At 54.9% G+C, this 22,332-nt stretch carries 27 protein-coding genes; all 27 read left to right on the top strand.

Annotation, left to right across the window (positions count from 1 at the left end; genetic code table 11):
• The first annotated feature begins 10 nt into the window (after window positions 1-10).
• The 27 genes from codY (at window position 11) to LG52_RS09180 (ending at window position 22,321) form a co-directional block, all read left to right on the top strand.
• The gene (gene codY / locus LG52_RS09310) at window positions 11-790 is read left to right on the top strand and encodes a GTP-sensing pleiotropic transcriptional regulator CodY (RefSeq protein WP_011230715.1); all 780 of its coding nucleotides are present in this window, start codon (window positions 11-13) and stop codon (window positions 788-790) included.
• 196 nt (window positions 791-986) lie between these two features.
• Window positions 987-1,376 (top strand): flagellar basal body rod protein FlgB, encoded by a 390-nt coding sequence (gene flgB / locus LG52_RS09305; protein ID WP_011230716.1) that lies wholly within the window; start codon window positions 987-989, stop codon window positions 1,374-1,376.
• 3 nt (window positions 1,377-1,379) lie between these two features.
• Entirely contained in the window at window positions 1,380-1,832 is a 453-nt protein-coding gene (flgC, locus tag LG52_RS09300; protein ID WP_044731727.1) for a flagellar basal body rod protein FlgC, read from the top strand.
• Window positions 1,833-1,851: 19 nt separating this feature from the next.
• A complete protein-coding gene (gene fliE, locus LG52_RS09295) occupies window positions 1,852-2,148 on the top strand; it encodes a flagellar hook-basal body complex protein FliE (protein WP_044731726.1) in 297 nt (98 codons plus the stop codon).
• Between the two features lie 81 nt (window positions 2,149-2,229).
• Window positions 2,230-3,816: a flagellar basal-body MS-ring/collar protein FliF gene (gene fliF / locus LG52_RS09290; protein WP_044731725.1), complete on the top strand. Its 1,587-nt coding sequence runs from the start codon at window positions 2,230-2,232 to the stop codon at window positions 3,814-3,816.
• A 12-nt stretch (window positions 3,817-3,828) separates the two neighbouring features.
• Window positions 3,829-4,848 carry a flagellar motor switch protein FliG gene (gene fliG / locus LG52_RS09285; RefSeq protein ID WP_044731724.1) on the top strand — a complete coding sequence of 340 codons (1,020 nt, stop codon included), beginning with the start codon at window positions 3,829-3,831 and terminating at the stop codon, window positions 4,846-4,848.
• Window positions 4,832-5,611, top strand: coding sequence for a flagellar assembly protein FliH (gene fliH, locus LG52_RS09280; RefSeq protein ID WP_044731723.1), 780 nt, complete (start codon window positions 4,832-4,834; stop codon window positions 5,609-5,611). Before fliG ends, fliH begins: the two co-directional genes overlap by 17 nt.
• Window positions 5,589-6,899, top strand: coding sequence for a flagellar protein export ATPase FliI (gene fliI / locus LG52_RS09275; protein ID WP_075261712.1), 1,311 nt, complete (start codon window positions 5,589-5,591; stop codon window positions 6,897-6,899). The genes fliH and fliI overlap by 23 nt, the downstream gene beginning before the upstream one ends.
• Window positions 6,900-6,941: 42 nt before the next feature.
• Window positions 6,942-7,388 (top strand): flagellar export protein FliJ, encoded by a 447-nt coding sequence (gene fliJ / locus LG52_RS09270; protein WP_044731721.1) that lies wholly within the window; start codon window positions 6,942-6,944, stop codon window positions 7,386-7,388.
• Window positions 7,389-8,000 (top strand): MotE family protein, encoded by a 612-nt coding sequence (locus LG52_RS09265; protein ID WP_044731720.1) that lies wholly within the window; start codon window positions 7,389-7,391, stop codon window positions 7,998-8,000.
• The gene (locus LG52_RS09260; RefSeq protein ID WP_044731719.1) at window positions 7,997-9,184 is read left to right on the top strand and encodes a flagellar hook-length control protein FliK; all 1,188 of its coding nucleotides are present in this window, start codon (window positions 7,997-7,999) and stop codon (window positions 9,182-9,184) included. The genes LG52_RS09265 and LG52_RS09260 overlap by 4 nt, the downstream gene beginning before the upstream one ends.
• 18 nt (window positions 9,185-9,202) lie before the next feature.
• The gene (gene flgD / locus LG52_RS09255; protein WP_044731718.1) at window positions 9,203-9,631 is read left to right on the top strand and encodes a flagellar hook assembly protein FlgD; all 429 of its coding nucleotides are present in this window, start codon (window positions 9,203-9,205) and stop codon (window positions 9,629-9,631) included.
• 17 nt (window positions 9,632-9,648) lie between these two features.
• A complete protein-coding gene (gene flgG / locus LG52_RS09250) occupies window positions 9,649-10,452 on the top strand; it encodes a flagellar basal body rod protein FlgG (RefSeq protein WP_044731717.1) in 804 nt (267 codons plus the stop codon).
• A 44-nt stretch (window positions 10,453-10,496) separates the two neighbouring features.
• The gene (locus LG52_RS09245) at window positions 10,497-10,721 is read left to right on the top strand and encodes a flagellar FlbD family protein (RefSeq protein WP_044731716.1); all 225 of its coding nucleotides are present in this window, start codon (window positions 10,497-10,499) and stop codon (window positions 10,719-10,721) included.
• A complete protein-coding gene (fliL, locus tag LG52_RS09240; protein WP_011230729.1) occupies window positions 10,708-11,136 on the top strand; it encodes a flagellar basal body-associated protein FliL in 429 nt (142 codons plus the stop codon). The genes LG52_RS09245 and fliL overlap by 14 nt, the downstream gene beginning before the upstream one ends.
• Window positions 11,137-11,164: 28 nt before the next feature.
• A complete protein-coding gene (gene fliM, locus LG52_RS09235; protein WP_044731715.1) occupies window positions 11,165-12,169 on the top strand; it encodes a flagellar motor switch protein FliM in 1,005 nt (334 codons plus the stop codon).
• A complete protein-coding gene (fliY, locus tag LG52_RS09230; protein ID WP_044731714.1) occupies window positions 12,159-13,340 on the top strand; it encodes a flagellar motor switch phosphatase FliY in 1,182 nt (393 codons plus the stop codon). The genes fliM and fliY overlap by 11 nt, the downstream gene beginning before the upstream one ends.
• A 25-nt stretch (window positions 13,341-13,365) precedes the next feature.
• Entirely contained in the window at window positions 13,366-13,725 is a 360-nt protein-coding gene (locus LG52_RS09225) for a response regulator (protein WP_013145750.1), read from the top strand.
• 19 nt (window positions 13,726-13,744) lie between these two features.
• Window positions 13,745-14,401, top strand: coding sequence for a flagella biosynthesis regulatory protein FliZ (gene fliZ / locus LG52_RS09220; RefSeq protein WP_044731713.1), 657 nt, complete (start codon window positions 13,745-13,747; stop codon window positions 14,399-14,401).
• Window positions 14,394-15,062: a flagellar type III secretion system pore protein FliP gene (gene fliP / locus LG52_RS09215; RefSeq protein ID WP_015374414.1), complete on the top strand. Its 669-nt coding sequence runs from the start codon at window positions 14,394-14,396 to the stop codon at window positions 15,060-15,062. The genes fliZ and fliP overlap by 8 nt, the downstream gene beginning before the upstream one ends.
• Before the next feature lie 15 nt (window positions 15,063-15,077).
• Window positions 15,078-15,347 (top strand): flagellar biosynthesis protein FliQ, encoded by a 270-nt coding sequence (gene fliQ, locus LG52_RS09210; RefSeq protein ID WP_044731712.1) that lies wholly within the window; start codon window positions 15,078-15,080, stop codon window positions 15,345-15,347.
• Window positions 15,348-15,353: 6 nt separating this feature from the next.
• Window positions 15,354-16,127, top strand: coding sequence for a flagellar biosynthetic protein FliR (fliR, locus tag LG52_RS09205; RefSeq protein ID WP_044731711.1), 774 nt, complete (start codon window positions 15,354-15,356; stop codon window positions 16,125-16,127).
• Window position 16,128: 1 nt separating this feature from the next.
• A complete protein-coding gene (gene flhB / locus LG52_RS09200; protein WP_044731710.1) occupies window positions 16,129-17,211 on the top strand; it encodes a flagellar biosynthesis protein FlhB in 1,083 nt (360 codons plus the stop codon).
• A 36-nt stretch (window positions 17,212-17,247) separates the two neighbouring features.
• Window positions 17,248-19,293 carry a flagellar biosynthesis protein FlhA gene (gene flhA, locus LG52_RS09195; RefSeq protein WP_044733180.1) on the top strand — a complete coding sequence of 682 codons (2,046 nt, stop codon included), beginning with the start codon at window positions 17,248-17,250 and terminating at the stop codon, window positions 19,291-19,293.
• Window positions 19,290-20,402 (top strand): flagellar biosynthesis protein FlhF, encoded by a 1,113-nt coding sequence (gene flhF / locus LG52_RS09190; protein WP_044731709.1) that lies wholly within the window; start codon window positions 19,290-19,292, stop codon window positions 20,400-20,402. Before flhA ends, flhF begins: the two co-directional genes overlap by 4 nt.
• Complete coding sequence (locus LG52_RS09185) at window positions 20,396-21,262, top strand: MinD/ParA family protein (RefSeq protein ID WP_044731708.1); 867 nt, start codon at window positions 20,396-20,398, stop codon at window positions 21,260-21,262. Before flhF ends, LG52_RS09185 begins: the two co-directional genes overlap by 7 nt.
• Before the next feature lie 9 nt (window positions 21,263-21,271).
• Window positions 21,272-22,321: a protein-glutamate methylesterase/protein-glutamine glutaminase gene (locus LG52_RS09180; RefSeq protein ID WP_044731707.1), complete on the top strand. Its 1,050-nt coding sequence runs from the start codon at window positions 21,272-21,274 to the stop codon at window positions 22,319-22,321.
• Window positions 22,322-22,332 lie beyond the last annotated feature (11 nt).

Below are 22,332 nucleotides of genomic sequence, written 5' to 3'. Positions count from 1 at the left end.
GATGAAATCCATGAACTTGTTAGAGAAAACGCGGAAAATCAATGCCATGTTGCAAAAGGCGGCCGGGCGGCCGGTCAATTTTAAAGAAATGGCCGAAACGCTTTGCGAAGTGATTGAAGCCAATGTGTTTGTCGTCAGCCGCCGCGGCAAGCTGCTTGGATTCGCCATTAAACAATCGATTGAAAACGAACGGATGAAGCGGATGCTGGAGGAGCGCCAGTTTCCGGAAGAATACACGAAAAACTTGTTCAACATTACGGAAACGTCTCCTAATATTGATATTAATAGCGAATATACGGCGTTTCCAGTGGAAAATCGTGACTTGTTCAAAACCGGCTTGACGACGATTGTACCGATCAACGGCGGGGGCGAGCGGCTCGGCACGCTCATTTTGTCGCGCCTTGACCGCGAGTTTGACAATGACGATCTCATTTTGGCTGAATACGGAGCAACGGTCGTCGGCATGGAAATTTTGCGTGAAAAGGCGGAAGAAATTGAAGAGGAAGCGCGCAGCAAGGCGGTCGTGCAAATGGCGATCAGCTCCCTTTCTTACAGCGAGCTTGAGGCGATCGAACACATTTTTGAGGAGCTTGACGGAACGGAAGGGCTGCTTGTCGCGAGCAAAATCGCCGACCGCGTCGGCATTACCCGCTCGGTCATCGTCAATGCTCTGCGCAAACTGGAAAGCGCCGGCGTGATCGAATCGCGTTCACTCGGCATGAAAGGAACGTACATTAAAGTATTGAACGACAAGTTTTTAAGCGAACTTGAAAAATTGAAATCGAGCTGAGCGGCGCAGCCGCCTAAGCCCGCTGGGTATTTTGGCCCGGCGGGTTTTTTGTGTTGACAAATATCTTTGGCATCGTTTTTCTGTAATGGCATCGTCGAAAAATAGTACCAAGTTCCGGCTATACATTGGGTTTTCTTTCCCGTAAAATGAAAACTAGCAGAAATTGTCGAAAAATAGGAGAAAAGAGGGGATTCCATTGGCGCTCTTTTCAGCGACGATCGGTTGGCTTGAACAAGGGCTTCGCTACGCTGCGCTTCGCCAACAGGCGATCGCCGACAACATCGCCAACGCCGATACGCCGGGCTATAAGGCGAAAGATGTGCGCTTTCAGGCTGAATTGGAACGGGCGTTTCGGCTTGAGGCCAAACGGACGAATCCGAAGCATTTTTCGTTTCCAAACGAACAAAACGGAAAAATCATCGTGACGACGGACACAACGGTGAGTTACAATCATAATGGAAACAGTGTCGATATCGATCAAGAAATGTCAAAACTAGCAGAAAACCAAATTTATTACAATGCCTTAATCGAGCGGCTCAACGGCAAATTTACCACGTTGAAAACTGTGATTAAAGGAGGGAAATAACGGGTGTCTTTGTTTCAAAGTCTAAACATTTCGGCTTCGGCGTTGACCGCCCAGCGGTTGCGCATGGACGTGATTGCCTCCAATATCGCCAACGCCGATACGACGCGCGCCCGCCTTGTCAACGGCCAGTGGGAGCCGTACCGCCGCAAAATGGTCATCATCGAACCGCGCAGCGGGTTGTTTTCGGGCTATTTGCAGGCTGCGCTCAGCCGTGCCGACGCGGTGGACGGTGGAGTGCGGGTGCGCGAAATTGTCGATGATCCGGCGCCGTTTAAACTCGTCTACGACCCGAATCACCCGGATGCGGGCGCCGATGGCTATGTGCGTCTGCCAAACGTCGACCCGCTGAAAGAAATGGTGGACTTGATCGGGGCAACGCGTTCGTATGAGGCGAACGTTACGGTGTTGAATGCTTCAAAAGGAATGCTCATGAAGGCGCTCGAGATCGGGAAATAGCATGCGAGGGGGATAAACGATGATTGATGGAGCAAGTCGCATTGGGCTGATGATGTCTTCCGCCGTTTCGCCCCCAGCGAAGCCGGCTGAGGCGCAAAAGCAATTCGCCGCATTTTTCAAAGAGGCGCTCAACCGCGTGAACGAAGCGCAAATTCAAGCCGATGCGCTGACGGAAAAGCTCGTTCGCGGGGAGAGCGTTCAGTTGCATGATGTGATGATCGCCGCGCAAAAAGCGAGCATCACGTTGCAGCTGACGCTGGAGATCCGCAACAAAGCGATCGAGGCATATCAAGAAATGATGCGCATGCCATTGTAGCGGAAACGAACCGCACTACATACGGAAGCCGCCGCCATCGTTGCGCTATGGCGGCAGGTATTGGATCATCGGGGGAATTGTATGAGAAGGAAATGGAAAGAGTGGTGGAGCCGCGCTCGCGCGTTTTGGCAGGAACGGACAAAAAAACAGAAATGGCTCGTGCTCACTGCGGCAGCGGCCGTGCTGTTGGTCGTTGGCGTCGGCGTCTTTTTCGCCACAAGGACGGAAATGGTGCCCCTCTACAGCAATTTGTCGCCGCAAGAAGCGGGGCAAATTAAAGCAACGCTTGACCAGCGCGGCGTTCCGGCCGAAGTGGCAGACGGCGGGACGACGATCAAAGTGCCGAAAGAGCAAGTGGACGCGCTGAAAGTCGAGCTCGCTGCTGAAGGCATCCCGAACAGTGGAGTCATTGACTATTCATTTTTCGGCCAAAACGCGAGCTTCGGCATGACGGATAACGAGTTTAATATGGTGAAGCTAAAGGCGATGCAAACGGAGCTCGCCAACTTAATCAAGACGATCGACGGCGTCGAGGACGCCAAAGTCATGATCAACCTTCCGCAACCGAGCGTATTCGTTTCCGATGAGAAAGGGGAAGCCTCGGCTTCGATCGTGCTGAAGACGAAGCCGGGCTATCAATTCAGCGACGAGCAAATCAAAGCGCTCTATCATCTCGTCGCCAAAAGTGTTCCGAATCTCTCTACAGATAATATCGTCATTATGAATCAGTTTTTTGAGTATTTTGATTTGAAAAATGATGGAGAAAATTCGAGAGGGGCAACATTCGCCTCGCAGCAGCAAATCAAAAAGCAGATCGAGCGCGACATTCAGCGCCAGGTGCAGCAACTGCTCGGCACGATGATGGGGCAGGATAAAGTCGTCGTTTCCGTGACGGCCGACATTGACTTTACGCAAGAAAAGCGGGAAGAAAACTTAGTCGCCCCGGTTGATGAGAAAAACAATGAGGGCATTGCCGTCAGCGTTCAGCGCATTAAAGAGACGTACTCCGGGAGCGGTGCGCCGCCCGGAGGCGCCGCTGGAACGGGCGCGAACGAAGTGCCGGGCTATCAAAATGCAAACGGCGCAACAAACGGCAACTATGAACGAACCGAAGAGACGATCAACAACGAGGTAAACAAAATCAAAAAGCAAATCGTCGAAAGTCCATATAAAATCCGCGACCTAGGCATCCAAGTGATGGTCGAGCCGCCTGACCCTAATGATCCGAACTCGCTGCCGCCCGAGACGGTCAATGATATTCAAAAACTGCTAGGAACGATCGTTCGGACGTCAATTGACAAAAGCGAGGCGCAAACGCTCACTGATCAAGACATCAACAACCGCATCGTCGTTTCGGTGCAAAAATTCAACGGCAAGCCGACATTCACCGAATCAGCGCCGGACCGGCCGGCGTGGTGGTGGTATGCGGCCGGTGCAGGGGCGCTGCTCCTCGTTGCTTTGCTGTTGTTCCTCTGGCTGCGCCGCCGCTATGAAGACGAGGAAGAGGAAGAAGAACGCTTGTTCACTCCGCCGCTTTCGACGGAGCCGGATTTGCCGGAGCCGCCGGAGACAGAGGCAGCGTTGCGCCGCCGACAGCTGGAGCGGCTGGCGAAAGAAAAGCCGGATGAATTTGCAAAACTATTAAAAACGTGGCTATCGGAAGAGTAGGGGGAACGGCGTATGGCAAAGCGCGAACGAAAAGGCGGGCTGTCGGGCAGGCAAAAAGCAGCCATCCTGCTTATTTCCCTCGGCCCGGATGTGTCAGCCTCTGTCTATAAACATTTATCCGAGGAAGAGATCGAGAAGCTGACGTTAGAAATTTCCAATGTCCGTCAAGTGCCGGCTGAACAAAAAGAGGAAGTGCTTGAAGAGTTTCGACAGCTCGCCTTGGCGCAAGATTACATCGCCCAAGGCGGCATCGCCTATGCGAAAGAAGTGCTTGAAAAAGCGCTCGGCCCAGATAAGGCGATGCAGATCATCAACCGCCTGACATCAGCGCTGATGGTGCGGCCGTTTGATTTCGCCCGCAAAGCCGATCCGATGCAGCTGTTAAACTTCATTCAAAATGAACATCCGCAAACAATCGCTCTGATTCTTTCATATTTGGAGCCGGCACAGGCGGGGCAAATTTTATCGGCGCTGCCGCAGGAAATGCAAGCGGATGTCGCCCGGCGCATCGCGCTGATGGACAGCACATCGCCGGAGATCATCAACGAAGTTGAGCAAATTTTGGAGCGGCGGCTGTCTGCGACCGTCGTGCAAGATTACACGCAAGCCGGCGGAATTGAGGCGGTTGTTGAAGTGCTGAACCAAGTCGACCGGAGCACGGAGCGAACGATTTTGGATGCCTTGGAAATCCAAGACCCGGAACTGGCCGAGGAAATTAAAAAACGGATGTTTGTCTTTGAAGATATCGTGACGCTCGACCACCGCGCCATTCAGCGCGTCATCCGCGAGGTGGACAACAACGATCTCATGCTGGCGCTGAAAGTAGCGAGCGACGAAGTGAAAAACATTATTTTCCGCAACATGTCGACAAGAATGGCCGAGACGTTCAAAGAAGAAATGGAATATATGGGGCCAGTCCGGCTGCGCGATGTCGAGGAGGCCCAATCGCGCATCGTCGCCGTGATCCGCCGTCTCGAAGAGGCCGGAGAAATCGTCATCGCTCGCGGGGGAGGAGATGATATTATTGTCTAACGTCATTAAAGCGCCGAAATTGGCGGCGCGCGCTGGGAAAAAGACGATCGTCGTGCAGCGCCATGTTTCCGATCTTCCATCGTCCGTCGATGATCGGCAGCGGGAGATGGAAGCGGTCGCCGCCGCCAAGGAAGAAGCAGCCAAGCTTCGCCGCCAGGCAGAGCAATATTACGAATCGGTGCGCGAGCAGTTGGTCCGCGAAAAAGAGGAATGGAAGCGTGAGAAAGAGCGCCTCATCGAGGAAGCGCGCGCCCGCGGGTATGAAGACGGCTATGCGGCTGGGCGCGAGAAGGCCTTGAGCGAGCACCGCGCGTTGATCGAGCAAGCCCGCCGCTTGGCGGAACGAGCGAACACCGAATTTTACGCTCGCATCGAATCGTCAGCCGAGACGATGCTTGATGTGGCGTTAAAAGCGGCCGAACGCATTATCGGCGCCGCGCTTGAGGGCGATCGAAACGCTTTTTTGCCGCTCGTGCACCAAGCGCTGCAGGAAGTGCGCCGGCAAACGGAAGTGGCCGTTCACGTGCATCCGCATTGCTACGAAGCGGTGGCGGAGCAAAAAGAGCTGCTGAAATCTGTTTTTCCGCATCGCGTTGATCTATTCATCTACCCGGACGATGCGCTTCCTGAATATGGCTGTGTCGTGGAGACGCCGTTTGGGCGCATCGAGGCGAGCGTCGATGTACAGCTTGAGCGGCTGCGCGAGGCGCTCTACCGGCGATTGAAGGAGGGGGCGTTTTCTGAACTGGCAGGCGCTTCTTGATGAAATAGACGCTGTCGACTTGTATAAACGGTTTGGCAAAGTGTCGCGCGTCATCGGCTTGATGATGGAATCGAAAGGACCGAAAAGCTCGATTGGCGACCTTTGTTACATCCATGAACAGAGCGGATGCCGGAAAATCCCCGCTGAAGTCGTCGGCTTTCATGAACAGCACGTCTTGCTTATGCCGTTTTCCGCCACGACCCATATCGCTCCCGGCTGCCTTGTCGAAGCGACCGGCCGGCCGCTTGAAGTGCACGTGGGCGATGCGCTCATTGGCATGGTACTTGATCCGCTCGGCCAACCGCTTGACGGGAGCCCGTTGCCGCCCGGGTTGAAGCCGGTGTCGGTCGAACGCGATCCGCCCAATCCGCTCGTTCGGCCGCCGATTGCCGAACCGCTTGAAGTCGGCATCCGCGTCATCGACAGCCTGCTTGCCGTCGGCAAGGGGCAACGCGTCGGCATTTTTGCCGGCTCGGGCGTCGGCAAAAGCACGCTCATGGGAATGATCGCCCGCCATACGTCGGCTGATGTGAACGTCATCGCCTTAATCGGCGAGCGTGGCCGCGAAGTGCGCGAGTTTTTAGAGCGCGACCTTGGCCCGGACGGCTTGGCCCGCTCGGTCGTCGTCGTCGCCACGTCCGACCAGCCGGCGCTGATGCGCGTCAAAGGCGCCTATACGGCAACGGCGATCGCCGAATATTTCCGCGACCAAGGGGCGGATGTCATGCTCATGATGGACTCGGTCACCCGCGTCGCTATGGCGCAGCGGGAGATTGGCCTTGCTGTCGGTGAGCCGCCGACGACGAAAGGCTATACGCCATCGGTCTTCGCCCTCCTGCCAAAGCTGCTTGAACGGGCTGGAACGAACGCTTCCGGCACGATCACTGCGTTTTATACGGTGCTTGTTGACGGCGATGATATGAATGAGCCGATCGCTGATGCGGTGCGCGGTATTTTGGATGGCCATTTTGTGTTAGAACGCCAGCTGGCGAACAAAGGGCATTATCCGGCGATCAACGTGCTCAAAAGCGTCAGCCGCGTCATGCCCCACATGATCAGCGCAGAGCACCGCGAAGCGGCAAACCGGTTCCGCCGCCTTCTGTCCACTTATATAGATTCGGAGGATTTGATTCAAATCGGGGCGTACAAACGGGGGTCGTCCCAAGAAATTGATGAGGCGATCGAATTTTATCCGCAAATGATGGCGTTTTGCCGCCAAAACATCGATGAAAAAACGACGCGCGCCGAAAGCATTGATGCACTGTTGCGCTTGTTGTCGGTTCGGTGAGAAATCGCGCGCCATTTTCAGACGATGAAAGGGTGAACAAATGTGACGCCGACGTTTCGGCTGCAAAAAGTGCTGGCGATGAAAGAAAAAGAAAAAGAGAAGGCGCTTGGCGAATATGAGGAGGCAGTCCGCCGGTTTGAGCAGGCAGCCGAAACGCTTTACCGCCTGCTCAAGGAAAAAGAAGAATGCGCGGCGGCTCGGGATGAACAGCTTCAAGCCGGCCTGTCCGTTGGAGACATTCGCCTTAGGCTGCAATATATGGCGAATTTAGAGCGGACGATCGACCATTATCAGTTCGTCGTCATGCAGGCGCGCGAGCAGATGCAGCGCCGGCAACAGCGTTTGATGGAATTGAATATCGAAGTGAAAAAATACGAAAAAATGCGCGAGCGCATGAAGCGGTGGGCCGAGCAGCTTGAGAGGGAAGCGGAACGCCGCCTGCTCGATGAAATGGCGGTTCAACGTTTTGCAAGGCAGGGAGAGGTATAGATGGCGGAGAGCAAAGTTGAACAGGAAATGCAGTCGAGTTGGTGGCAATGGCTGTTGTTTGTCATTGTCATTCCGAGTGCGTTTGCCGCCTCCTTTCTGTTGTTGATTTTAAACGTTGCCGGCGTTGATGTGGCCAAGGCGGCAAAGCAGTGGACAATAAAGGCGCCGTTTGTCTCCGAGTGGGTCGACTGGAGCAAAAGGGAGAAAGCTTTGCAAAAAACGATTGAAGCTCAGCAGCAGACGATCAACCAGCAAAAACGAACGATCGCCGACCAACAAAAGCAAATCAAACAGTTGAAAAACGAATTGGCGGCAAAGGAAAAGGAAATCGCCCAGCTGTCTATGCCAAGCGGGAAAACGGACGCTCAGGCTGAGCCTGTTGACGAGCCGGCCTTGACGGAAGAAGATGTCGCCGGCATGTATGACGCCATGTCGGAAAAACAGGCAGCGGCTATTTTAGGGGAACTGCCTGAGAGCGAAGCGCTCCGTGTACTGAGCCGGATTGATGGCGACAAAGCGGCAGCCATTTTGGAACAAATGCCGGCCGGGCGGGCGGCGAAACTGTTGGCATCGTTAAGCAAAAGGGCGATGGGGAAGGAGGCGGCCGAATGAAAGTAACGATCACAGCAAGCGCGCCGCCATCCGCAGGCACTATGGCGGTGAAAAAAGAATCCGAAAACACCAGCATGTTTGCGGCGCTGCTTGCCCACAAGCAACAAGAGCTATTGCCCGCTGGGGCAGGGATTAGCTTGTTTCAAGAGGAGTCGAACAAAAACAAAGAGCCAGATTGGCAAAATGGCGGAATGGAAACGGGCGCAGTCGGACAACCATCTTCAGCGGAAAAGAAACCGGCGCAAATAGAATCATTGTGGCTTGCCCCTTCCATCGTGGCCGCTTTGGCTGTTGCTCCGATTTCGGCGGTTGCCGGCGCGCCGCTTTTGGCGGCAGATAAGCAGACGGAAGGGAAAACTAGTGATCATTGGCCATTTCCGCTTGTCGGTGCCATGAATGGCGAAGAAACGATTGCCGCTCAGCCGGCGGCCGATAAAGCGGGATTTGAACGTGCGTTCATAACCGACGGACGGAAAAGCCGTAGTATCGATGCTGAATCTTTTTCGCCTTCCAGCGGAAAAACAGGGATGTTTACCCCGCTCCTGAGCGATGGCGACCAGCGTCCATTCAAGGAGCAGGGAGGCAACGGGCCGGTTGTCGCGCTGCCTAACGGAGTTTCTTTCGTCCGGCCGGCTGGTGAAAAAGACGTTTCGCTGCCAAAAAGGGGGGACAAGGGGCATGGCGGCGAAGCCGCTCCTTCCTTCACCACTCCTTCTGCGCTTTTATCATTCTCTTCATCTGTTGAGCTGATCGGTGAGATGCCGGCGTCAGCTGGCGGAAGCGTCGCTGATCAAGTCGCCCACGCGCTAAGGTCGGCACGTTGGATGAAGTTGCCAAGCGGTGTCATGCAGCTTGTCATCCGTCTGCATCCGGAACATCTCGGGACGGTGACGGTGAAAATGACAGAGGAAGGCGGGAAGCTCGCCGCCAAGCTGCTTGTGGCGAACGACGCGGTAAAAGAGTTGCTCTACGCTCATTTGCCGCAGCTTGCTCAGCAGCTTGATGCGAGTCACATCACGGTCGAAAAATGGACTGTTTGGTCGGATTATGACAGCCCCGCTATGCCGCCGTATTCCGGGAACCGCCAAGGAGGACAGCAGCAGGGCGAATCGCGGCAAAAACAAAAGCGGGATCCATCATCTTCCTTCCCGTTTGCGCTAGACGGGATCGAAGCTGACGCATAAGGGGGGAAAAGAACGAGGATGACAACGAATGTGATTGATGGAAGTTTATGGCTGACCAACGCGGTTCAGCCGGAACGGAAAACGGGCAATCAAATTTTAGGAAAAGACGATTTTCTCAAAATTTTGCTCGCTCAGCTTGAAAATCAAGACCCGCTCAATCCGATGGAAGATAAAGAGTTTATCGCGCAAATGGCGAGTTTCTCTTCGCTTGAGCAAATGATGAACATCGCCAATTTGATGCAGCAATGGATGCAAGCGTCAAGCCGCGATGCGCTGCTGCGCTACAGCGAATGGATCGGCAAAACGGTGCACTGGCAAGACGGTGATACGATGATGAGCGCCGTCGTTCAATCGGTCATGCAAAAAGACGGCCAAGTGACTCTCGGGCTTGATAACGGGACAACGATTGCCGCGGATGCGGTCGTGAAAGTTGAACAAAAAGGATAAAAGGGGAGAAGGAACCAATGCTTCGTTCCATGTATTCCGGAATCGGCGCCATGCGCAACTTCCAAACGAAGTTGGACGTCATCGGCAACAACATCGCCAATGTCAATACGTACGGGTTTAAAAAAGGACGAACGGTGTTTAAAGATTTAATGAGCCAGACGATTTCTGGCGCAAGCGGACCCAATGCCGGTGCCGGCCGCGGCGGGACGAATCCGAAGCAAGTCGGGCTCGGTTCGCAGCTTGCGGCGATCGACACCGTCCATACGCAAGGCAGCTTGCAAACGACCGGCCGCGTGCTCGATTTGGCGATTTCCGGGGATGGATTTTTCGTCGTCGGCGACGCTTCCGGCAACAATCGCATGTATACGAGAGCCGGGAATTTTTATCTCGATTCGCAAGGCTATATTGTCAATGCCGATGGCCAATATTTGCTCAGTACATCCAATGGTAGATTGGGAGTTCCGACAAATGCGAAAAGCTTGAGCATCGGAGCCGACGGCCAAGTGACCATTGTGGACGCTTCCGGGAACTTGCAGACGATCGGCACGATTCAGCTGGCTAAATTTGCAAACAATGACGGATTAGAAAAAGCCGGCAACAACTTGTTCCGCGAAACGACCAACTCTGGAACGCCAACGACAGGAGCGCCGGGAGCGAACGGAACAGGAACGATCGTCTCCGGCGCGCTTGAAATGTCCAACGTCGACCTTGCCGAGGAATTCACGGAGATGATCGTCGCCCAACGAGGCTTCCAGGCGAATACGCGCATCATTACGACATCGGACGAAATTTTGCAAGAGCTTGTCAACTTGAAAAAATAGAATAGGAGGTAGGGCGTGAGCGGTCTTCTCTCGCCTGCTGGCCGATGATTTCGTTAACGAAGCTCAACGGCAAACGGTTTGTGCTCAATGCGCTGTACATCGAACAAATTGAAGCGTTTCCTGATACGACCGTGACGCTGACGAACGGCAAAAAATTCGTCGTCCGCGAAACGGTCGAGCAAGTGGTTGCACGAGCGAGCGAATTTTACCGGCAGCTTGGCGTGTTTCGCTTACCGAAAGCAGGAGGATTGGACAGTGAAAGGGAATAAAGCAATCAAAACGATGATCATTGTGCTGGCGGTTATCGCCTTAGCCGGAACGGCGGCGCTTGTCGCGGTGATGAAGATGGGACATGCGGAGAAACAGGGGGCGCCAAGCGCCGACGAACTTGCAGAACGATCGATCGACATTCCGGAAATGACAACGAATTTAGCGGACGGGCGTTATATTAAAATCTCATTTAAAATTGAAACAGACAGCGATCAAGGAAAAGAAGAGGCGGAGAAACGGGATTTTCAGATGAAAGACGTGATCATCGAGCAGCTCTCACAGATGAAAGCGGCCGACTTTAAAGGAAAAGAAGGACTGACGGCGCTGAAAGAGCGGCTGAAGCGTGAGATCAACGGACTGATGCAAGAAGGGAGAGTGGAGAACGTCTACATTACCTCTTTTATCCTCCAGTAGCCCTGTCATTGGAAGGGGGGAAGATGAAATGACGGCCGGGGAAGTATTGTCGCAAAGCGAAATTGACGCGTTGCTCGCTGCGCTTTCTGCAGGGGAGATGAGCGCGGAGGAGCTGAAAAAAGAGGAGGAAGGCCGACGCGTCAAAACGTATGATTTCCGGCGGGCGCTCCGGTTTTCCAAAGATCAAATCCGCAGCCTGACGCGCATTCATGAGAATTTCGCCCGTCTGCTGACAACGTTTTTTTCCGCCCAGCTGCGCACGTATGTGCAAATTTCGGTCGCATCGGCCGACCAAATTCCATACGAAGAATTTGTCCGCTCCATCCCCAAAATGACGATCATCAATGTCTTTGAGGTGCCGCCGCTTGGCGGGCATGTCCTTTTGGAAGTCAACCCGAACATCGCTTACGCCATGCTTGACCGGGTGATGGGCGGGCGCGGCGTCGGCATGGATAAAGTGGAGCATTTGACTGAGATTGAAACACGCATCATGTCCAATTTGTTTGACAAGGCGTTTGTCCATTGGCGCGACGCTTGGGAATCGGTGGCGGAAGTCGACCCGCTCTTTGTCGATTTTGAAGTCAATCCGCAGTTTTTGCGCATGATCGCGCCGAACGACACCGTCGTCGTCATTTCGCTCAACACCCAAATCGGCGAAGCGCGCGGCATGATGAATGTGTGCATTCCGCATGTCGTCTTGGAGCCGATTATGCCGCGGCTGTCGGTGCATTACTGGATGCAGGCGCAAAAAAAGGAGCGTTCCCCCGAGGAAGCGAAACGGATCGAACAGCGCATCCGCGCGGCAAAATTGCCGATTATCGCTGAACTGGGAACGGCGGTCATCACGGTCAATGAATTGCTTCAACTCGAGGCCGGCGATGTCATTCAGCTCGAGCAGTCGATTCATGAGCCGCTCGTGGTTAAAATCGGCCATATTCCAAAATTTATCGGCCAGCCGGGGAAGCGGAACAAAAAGCTGGCGGTGCAAATTTTAGCGATGATCGAGGGGGACGAAGACGACCATGATGAATGATGGAATGTTGTCGCAGGATGAAATTGATGCTTTGTTGCGCGGAATGGACAGCGACGGACATATTCCGGCGCTTCATGATATTCTCTCTCCACTTGAGCAGGACGCTCTTGGGGAAATCGGCAATATTTCTTTCGGCAGTTCGGCCACTGCACTGTCGATGTTATTGAACCAAAAGGTAGAAATTACGACGCCAAGCGTGTCCATTATTGAGCGCACAAGCGTCGCTAATGAATTCCCGCAGCCATATGTCGCCATCCAAGTCAACTATACGGAAGGGCTGCTCGGGACCAACTTGTTGGTCATTAAACAGCAAGACGCGGCGATTATCGCAGATTTAATGCTTGGCGGCAATGGAACGGCGGCTGATGGCCCGCTAGGAGAGATTCAGCTGAGCGCTGTTCAAGAAGCGATGAACCAAATGATGGGCTCAGCAGCGACATCGATGTCGACTGTCTTTGGCAAGCGGGTCGACATTTCCCCGCCGACGCTCCATCTTCTTGATTTGACGGAAGGAAAAGGGATGGAATATTTGCCGGACGAAGATTTTTTCATTAAAGTGTCGTTTCGGCTGAAAATCGGCGAGTTGATCGACTCAAGCATTATGCAGCTGTTGCCGATCGATTTCGCAAAAGAATTGGTCGCCCAATTGCTCGGCTCGCCGCTTGAGGAGCCGGGGGCTGCGGAAGTCAACCTCAAGCCGTCGGCGGACGCGCGGTCGTTCAGCGAGCCGCAGCCTGTTCTGACTGACGCTCAGATGAACGACGGTGCGGCCGTTTCAGAAGCGGCGAGCCGCTCGACGGATAAACCGCCGGCTGGACGCACGGACAAGGAGAGAGATGGTGCAGCCGCGCGGCATATTCAAACCGCCGATTTCGTCGAGTTCGATGCCCCGCCGCTTGCGGCAACGGAGGCGCGCAATTTGGAGCTGCTGTTTGATGTGCCGTTGCAGGTGACGGTTGAGCTCGGACGGACGAAGCGATCGGTGCAGGAAATTTTGCAGCTGTCGACTGGATCGATCATTGAGCTTGATAAGCTGGCCGGCGAACCGGTCGACGTGTTTGTCAACAACAAGCTGATCGCGAAAGGCGAGGTTGTCGTCATCGATGAAAATTTCGGGGTCCGCATCACAGACATCATCAGCCAAAGCGATCGGCTAACACGGCTAAAATAAACAGGCGTTTGGGAGGTAATGGGACATGGCAAGAGTGCTTGTCGTTGATGATGCGGCATTTATGCGCATGATGATTAAAGACATTTTGACGAAAAACGGACATGAAGTCGTCGCCGAAGCGGCCGATGGGCGGCAGGCCATCGAGAAATACAAGGAAACGCGGCCCGATGTCGTAACAATGGATATTACGATGCCGGAGATGGACGGGATTGCGGCGCTCAAGGAAATTAAAAAAATCGACAGCAACGCCAAAGTCATTATGTGCTCAGCGATGGGGCAACAGGCAATGGTGATTGATGCCATTCAGGCAGGGGCGAAAGATTTTGTGGTTAAGCCGTTCCAAGCGGACCGCGTCATCGAGGCGATCAACAAAACGATCGGGTGAGCGATCAGAGGTGGAAACTATGGCAATTTGGCGCTGGGCGGCCGTTTTGCTGGCGGCAGCCATCGCTTTTGGGCCGGTGCCGGCAGCGGCTGCTCAAAGCCCGACGGTCGCCGACTGCCTGCAGCATCCCGATTCATGCGGGCCGTCAGCTCCTTCCAGGCAGCAGACAAAACAGACAGCGAATCAAGCCGCAGATGCGGTTTCCGCTTCTGATGTGCTTCGGCTCATCGGCGCGACCGCCTTTGTCCTCATTCTTCTTTATGCGGTGTTAAGATGGATGTCTCGCCGTCAGTCATTCGTTTCGAGCCAAAAGGGCGTCATCGAACATCTCGGCGGGACGAGCGTCGGGACGAACCGCTCTGTGCAGCTGATTAAAGTCGGCCGCCGGCTGCTCGTCATCGGCGTCGGCGATTCGATTCAGCTGCTTAGGGAAATTGAGGATGAAGAGGAAATCAATGAGCTGCTAGCGCAGTATCGCGAGCGGTTGGAACGAATGGCGGAGTTCGGCCGGCTTGGCTCCCTCCTTCGCGGCGAGTGGACGGGGAAATCAAAAAGGAAAAACGGTTTGCCGCCGTCGTTTTCGGCGCTGTTGGCTGAGGAGATGAAGCAAATGACTGAAAAACGGAACGAGTGGCTGAAGCGGCTGAAAGGGAAAGGAACGGCGGGCGATGAGTGAATTTGTCCATATGTTTGATTCGATGGCCCCCGAGCACGTGTCGACAGCGGTGAAGCTTCTTCTGCTGCTCACCGTGTTGTCGATCGCTCCCGGCATTCTCATTATGATGACATGTTTTACCCGCATCGTCATCGTTTTGTCGTTTGTGCGCACGGCGCTCGGCACGCAGCAGATGCCGCCGAACCAAGTGCTCGTCGGGCTCGCATTGTTTTTAACGTTTTTCATTATGGCGCCAACCTGGAAAGAAATCAACGACCAGGCATTGCAGCCGCTGTTTGCCGACAAAATTGATTTGGAGGAGGCGTATGAACGGGCGGCTGTTCCGCTGAAGCAGTTTATGAGCCAATACACAAGGCAGGAAGATTTGGCGCTGTTTTTATCGTACAGCGGCGCCAAACAGCCGAAAACGGTCAACGACATCCCGATGACCGCGCTCGTGCCGGCGTTTGCCATCAGTGAGTTGAAAACGGCGTTTCAAATGGGCTTTATGATTTTTATTCCGTTTTTAGTGATCGACATGATCGTCGCCAGCGTCCTAATGTCGATGGGGATGATGATGCTGCCGCCAGTGATGATTTCGCTGCCGTTTAAAATTTTATTGTTTGTGCTTGTTGATGGATGGCATTTGGTCGTCAAATCATTGTTGCAAAGTTTTCAATAAAGATAGGTGGCGTTTATGAGTGCCGATTTCATCATCCGCCTTGCTGAACAAGGCGTGTATATCGTGCTTGTCGTCTGCGGGCCGCTCTTGTTGTTGTCCCTTGCCGTCGGGCTTGTCGTCAGCATTGTTCAAGCCGCGACGCAAATTCAAGAGCAGACGCTCGCGTTTGTGCCGAAAATCGTCGCCGTCTTGCTTGGACTTGTGTTCTTTGGACCGTGGATGCTCTCGAAAATGGTGTCGTACGCGCACGATATTTTCAACAATCTTGCTTCGTTTATAGGCTGATCGGCGATGGAACAAGCATGGACTTATTTTCCGGCGTTTTTGCTCGTCTTTATCCGCGCCGCTTCCTTTTTCGCGGCGATGCCGTTGTTTTCCCACCGGACCGTGCCGGCTTCGTATAAAGTCGGACTGGCGTTTTTGCTCAGTTGGCTGTTGTTTTTGGCCATGCCCAAACCTGTGTTGGCGCTTGACGGCGTGTACGTCTTGCTCGTCGTGAAAGAAGCGCTCGTCGGGCTGGCTCTTGGGCTGCTGGCTGCGATCCTCATGGCGGCGGTGCAAATCGCCGGCGGTTTGATCGACTTTCAAGCCGGGTTTGCCATCGCCAACGTCATCGATCCGCAAACCGGAGCGCAAAGCCCGCTGCTTGGCGAATATCTTCATTTGTTGGCGCTTTTGCTTTTTCTTATGCTTGACGGGCACCATTTGTTGCTTGATGGCATGTTTTACAGCTATCATTGGCTGCCGCTTGACCGCTTGCCTCACGTCGCTGACGGGCGAGCGATGGAATACGCGGTGCGGGCGTTTGCCGCGATGTTCGCCGTTGCGTTCCAAATGGCAGCCCCGCTTGTCGGATCGCTCTTTTTAGTTGATGTGGCGCTTGGCATCATCGCCCGCGCGGTGCCGCAAATGAACATTTTCGCGGTCGGCTTTTCCGTCAAAACGGCGGCGGCGTTTTGGCTCCTGTTGGCGGAGATTGGGGGAATATTGCTTGCGGCGCGCAGCGTATTTCACTTCATGTTTGCTTCGTTGCGCGAGTTTATGCGGCTGTTGGGGGGCGGATAAGATGGGCAGGTGGCGCCTCGATTTGCAATTTTTCGCTGGCGAAAAAACAGAAAAGGCGACGCCTCGCAAACGGCAAGAAGTGCGGGAAAAAGGGCAGGTGGCCAAAAGCGGCGATGTCGTCTCCGCTTCCGTGTTGCTTGCTTCGTTTCTTGCTTTGTTTTTGGCTGGGGAGTACGAGCGGGACGGTCTGCTGCGGTTGTTCACCCGCGCTTTGTCCGATTCTGCGTCTGCTTCGTTGACGGTTGACTCGCTTCACCAGCTGTTTCTTGACTGGCTTTCCCATGCCGCCTTGCTTTTGGCGCCGCTGTTCGCCGCTGCAGTGCTGGCGGCCGGGTTGACCAACTTTTTGCAAATCGGCGCCATGTTCACCGTTGAACCGTTAAAAATGGATTGGAACCGCCTCAATCCCGTGCAAGGAATGAAACGGCTGTTTTCGTTGCGCGCCTTGGTCGAGCTGTTGAAATCCGTGTTAAAAGCGGGAATTATCGGTGCGGTCGTGTTCGCGGTGCTGTTGGCCGAACGAAGTGAGCTCGCGGCGCTCGTTTCCAAGACGCCGGGCGCGGCTTTGATTGTCGTCGGCGGCTTGACGGTGAAAATGGGGCTGTACGCCGCGGGGGCGCTCTTGTTTTTAGCGCTGTTTGATTACTTGTATCAGCGGTTTGAATTTGAAAAAAGCATCCGCATGTCCAAACAGGACATTAAAGATGAATACAAAAAGACGGAAGGCGATCCGCTCATCAAATCGCGCATCAAGCAAAAACAGCGCGAGATGGCGATGAGGCGGATGATGCAGGAAGTGCCGAACGCGGATGTCGTCATTACGAACCCGACGCATTACGCCGTTGCCCTCAAGTATGAAGACGGCAAAATGGAAGCGCCGGTCGTCGTCGCGAAAGGGGCGGATTATATGGCGTTGAAAATCAAGGAAGTGGCGAAAGCCCACGGCGTCGTTACCGTTGAGAACCGTCCGTTGGCGCAGGCGCTCTACCGTCAGACGGAAGTCGGCGACATGATTCCAGAGGCGTTTTTTAAGGCAGTGGCGGAAATTTTGGCGTACGTCTATCGGCTCAAAGGAAATGTGTAGCAACAAGGAGAGAAAACAATGCAAGCAGAGAAAACAATGCAAGCGCAAATGAAAGATTTATCCGTATTGTTTCTTGTCGTGCTCATCGTCGCCATGCTCGTCATCCCGTTGCCGACGTGGCTGTTGAGCGTATTGATCATCATCAATATTTCCCTTGCCTTGCTTGTTTTGCTGACGGCGATGAACACGAAAGAGCCGCTTGAGTTTTCCATTTTTCCGTCATTGCTTTTAGTGCTGACGCTGTTTCGGCTCGGTCTGAACGTGTCAACCACCCGCTCGATTTTAAGCAAAGGGGAGGCGGGCGGCGTCGTTGAAACGTTCGGAACGTTCGTCGTTGGCGGCGATGTCGTCGTTGGGTTTGTCGTGTTTTTGATCTTGGTCATCATTCAGTTTGTTGTCATCACCAAAGGGGCGGAGCGCGTCTCTGAAGTGGCGGCCCGCTTTACGCTCGATGCGATGCCCGGCAAACAGATGAGCATTGACGCCGATTTAAACGCCGGCATGATTTCGGAGCAAGAAGCGCGAAAGCGGCGGGAAAAAGTGGCGCAAGAAGCCGACTTTTACGGAGCAATGGACGGGGCGAGCAAGTTCGTGAAAGGCGATGCCATCGCCAGCATCATTATCGTCGTCATCAACATGCTGTTTGGCATGGTGATCGGCGTCGTCGAGCAAGGAATGGACATGGCGGAGGCGGCGAAGCGCTACACGCTGTTGACGGTCGGCGACGGAATCGTCAGCCAAATTCCGGCGCTGTTGATTTCCACGGCAACCGGCATCATTGTCACCCGAGCAGCGTCCGACAGCAACTTGAGCGGCGATATTATGCGCCAGTTGTTCGCCTTTCCGAAAATGTTGTACGTCACGGCAGGAACGATTTTCCTGCTCGGCTTGTTTACGCCGATCAACGACTTGTTGACGATGCCGATTGCCGTGTTGCTGGCGCTTGGCGGCTATCGATTTATCGAGCGGCAAAAGCAAGAAGAAGCGGCATTGGCTGCTCCGGAAGAGGAGGCGGCGGCCGCGGACGAATTGAAAAGCCCGGAAAGCGTTATTCAGCTGCTGCACGTTGACCCGATTGAGTTTGAGTTCGGCTACGCGCTCATTCCGCTCGCCGATGCCAATCAAGGCGGCGATTTGCTCGACCGGATCGTCATGATTCGTCGTCAGCTCGCGCTTGAGCTCGGCATCGTCATTCCGGTCGTGCGTGTTCGCGACAACATCCAGCTGCAGCCGAATGAATACCGGATCAAAGTGAAAGGCGAGGAAGTGGCGCGCGGCGAGTTGCTGCTTGACCATTATTTGGCGATGAGCCCCGGAGTTGACGACGATTCGATTGATGGCATTGACACGATCGAACCTGCGTTTGGTCTGTCGGCGAAATGGATTTCCGAGACCGTAAAAGACCGGGCGGAAATGCTTGGCTATACGGTCGTCGACCCGCCATCGGTCGTCTCGACACACTTAACGGAGGTGCTGAAAGCCCATGCTCACGAACTGCTGGGGCGTCAGGAAACAAAACAGCTGATCGATCATTTAAAAGAATCGTATCCGGTGCTTGTCGACGAGGTGACGCCGAATCCGTTGTCTGTCGGCGACGTGCAAAAAGTGCTCGCCAAGCTGTTGAAAGAGAAAGTGTCGATCCGCAACTTGCCGCTCATTTTTGAGGCGCTCGCCGATTTTGCCCGCCTGACCAGCGACACCGATTTGTTGACAGAATACGTCCGCCAAGCGTTGGCGCGGCAAATCACCTCGCAGTACGCCGTGCCGGGCGAGCCGCTGCGCGTCATTACGCTGTCGGGCAGGGTGGAAAAAACGATCGCCGACGCCGTGCAGCAAACCGAGCATGGCCGCTATTTGGCGCTCGAGCCGGCGCGGGCGCAGGCGTTTGTCGAAGCGGTCGCCGCGGCGCTTGAACGCTATCCGTTCGCCGGCCAGACGCCGATTTTGCTCTGTTCCCCGGCGGTGCGCATGTACGTCCGCCAGCTGACCGAGCGCCATTTTCCGACTGTTCCGGTGCTGTCGTACAACGAGCTTGAAGCGGATGTCGAAGTTCAAAGCGTGGGGATGGTGGAAATTGAATGAAAGTGAAAAAATTTGTCGCCCCGTCCATGAACGAAGCGATGAAAATGATTCGCGCCGAACTTGGCCGCGACGCCGTCATTTTGCACTCGAAAGTCGTGCAGACCGGCGGATTTTTCGGCTTGTTTGCGAAAAAAAAGATCGAAGTGTTGGCCGGCGTTGATCCGGATCCACTGCCGCGGCGTCAGCCGAGTGCCGCCGCGTCCTTTGCCCCTTTGCCGGTGGCTGAGCGGGAGGAAGATGGCTTGCTTGCCCGTGAGATCGAGGAAGTCAAGGCGCTCATCTGTCAGTTCAACGCCCGCTCGTCTTCGCTGCTGTACCCTCCGCCGCTTGCGGAAGCGGAACGTCGCCTCGTTCGGCAAGGGATGGCGGATGTGTACGTCCGCCAAGTGATGGATCGCCTGCTTGAACGGTGGTATGCCGACAAAGACGGCCGGTCGCCCGCTGCGGTTGCCGCCTGGACGAAAGAAGCGGTGCGCGATCTATTGTCGATGCTTCCATTTGTCAAAACGGCGGAGCAAAAAAAGTATATGATTTTGCTAGGTCCAACCGGGGTTGGAAAAACGACGACGCTCGCCAAAATGGCGGGGCGCGCCGTCCTCGAGCAAGGAAAAAAAGTCGGGTTCATCACGGCCGACACGTACCGGATCGCCGCCATCGACCAACTGAAGACGTATGCCGACATTTTGCATGCTCCGTTGGAAGTATGCTACAATGCCGACGATTTTCGGGCGGCGAAGCGGAAATTGGCCAGCTGCGATCTCGTGTTTGTCGATACGGCTGGCCGCAACTTCCGCAACCCGCAATACGTCGATGAACTGCAGCAAACGCTCGAGTTTGACCGCGAAACGGAAACGTTTCTCGTGTTCGCCGCCACCGGAAAGTATGACGATATGAAGGCTGTCTATGATCGCTTTTCCCGCCTGCCAATCAATCAATTGATCGTGACGAAGCTCGATGAGACCGACTCGTTTGGCGCGATCGTCAATATGTTGCTTGACAGCCGCCTTGCCGCCGCCTATTTCACAAACGGGCAAAATGTGCCGGACGATATGGTGGAAGCGTCCGCAGACCGGCTCGTTCATCTGCTGTTTGGGGCGGAGCGATGGTGAGCGATCAAGCGGAACGGCTGCGCTATGAGCTGGGCCGCCGGCGCCAGCCGGCGGCGGGGCCGCGGACCATCGCGGTGACGAGCGGGAAAGGCGGAGTCGGCAAGTCAAACCTTTCGCTCAATTTTTCGCTGTCGCTCTCGAAGCTCGGGTTTCGCATCTTGTTGCTTGATATGGACATCGGCATGGGCAACATCGACATTTTGCTCGGCCAGTCGTCGCCATTGACGCTTTCGGATTGGTTTTCCGCGCGGTTGCCGCTTTCCGAGCTGGTAAAAAGCGGACCGGAGCATCTATCGTATATTGCTGGGGGGACGGGCGCCGCGCAATGGTTGAGTGTCGATCGATCCGCTATCGACTATTTGTTGGCCGAGCTGCAGACGGTGGCGTCGCGATATGATTATCTCATTTTCGATATGGGGGCGGGCGCCTCAGAAGAACGATTGTATTTTTTAAAGTCCGTCGACGATGTGTTTATTGTCACGACGCCGGAGCCGACCGCGATGATGGATGCGTATGCCATGATGAAATATATGCACACCGCCGGCAGCGAGGCTCCGTTTTCCGTCATCGTCAACCGCGCCGGCAGCGAGCGGGAAGGATATGGCATCTTTTCGCGCCTGCAGCATGCCGCCAGTCGGTTTTTCCATAAAGACATCGCTTTGCTTGGCGTCGTTCCTGAAGACCGGACTGTTGCGCGCTGTGTCGTCCGGCAAACGCCGTTTGTTCTCTCTGATCCGGCGGCGAAGGCGAGCCGGGCAGTGCGTCAAATGGCATGCCGCTATGCGGCGGAAGGAGAAAAAGAGCTGGAACGGGCTCCCCGCTTTTTTGCGAAGCTGCGTCAACTTTTGCTAGAAAGGTAGAGACGGAAAATGAAGGCGATCAAGGTGCTTGTCGTCGATGACTCCGCGTTTATGCGCAAATGGATCAGTGATTTTTTGTCCGAGCATCCGCACCTCGAAGTCGTCGGAACAGCTCGCAACGGCCGGGAGGCGCTCGAGAAAATCGCTGCCCTAAGGCCGGATGTCGTGACGCTTGATGTGGAAATGCCGGTTATGAACGGACTCGAAACGTTGCAGCGCATCATGCGGGATCATCCTGTGCCGGTCGTCATGGTGTCAAGCACGACGACCGAAGGGGCGGAAAACACGATCGCCGCCATGCAGTGCGGGGCGGTCGACTTTGTCGCCAAGCCGTCCGGACCGATTTCGCTCGATTTGTACAAAGTGAAAGATGAACTGATTGGCAAAGTGCTGCACGCGAGCGAAGCGAATGTGTCCGCCTTGGCTGCCCCGCGCCGCCAACGTCCGTCTTGGCGCCCATCGTTCAAAGCGGCGGCGCGGCCGCAACAGTCCATCGTCGCTATCGGCACTTCCACCGGCGGTCCGCGTGCGCTCGAGACGGTGTTGACGCAGCTTCCGCCCGATCTAGCCGCTCCGGTTGTCGCTGTCCAGCATATGCCGAAAGGGTTTACGGCATCGCTCGCCAACCGGCTTGATGCGCTTACCGCGATTACGGTCAAGGAGGCGGAAGACGGGGAAGTGCTGCGGAATGGCACCGCCTATATTGCGCCAGGCGGCGTCCATCTCATCGTTCGCGAAGAAGGCGGCGCGCTGACAGCCCGTTTCGACGAATCGCCGCCGCGCGCCGGCCATCGTCCGGCTGTTGACGTGTTGTTCGAGTCGCTCGCTGCCATTCGCCGCTGTCGGAAAATCGCAGTGATCATGACCGGGATGGGAAGCGACGGAACAGCGGGGTTGAAAAAGCTGAAGGAAAGCGGGAACACAAAAGCGATCGCGGAAGCGCGCGAGACAGCCGTTGTCTTTGGGATGCCAAGAGCGGCGATCGAGGCTGGCGTCGTTGATGTCATCGCGCCGCTTGACAGCATCGCCGCTGCCATCGTCCAATTGATCGGGGAGTAAGGGGGAAAATG

This window comes from Geobacillus kaustophilus (assembly GCF_000948285.1).
GTDB classification, from domain to species: Bacteria; Bacillota; Bacilli; order Bacillales; family Anoxybacillaceae; genus Geobacillus; species Geobacillus thermoleovorans_A.
The sequence above is the reverse complement of the archived record's forward strand: the minus strand, read 5'-3'. Positions and strand labels throughout refer to the sequence as shown.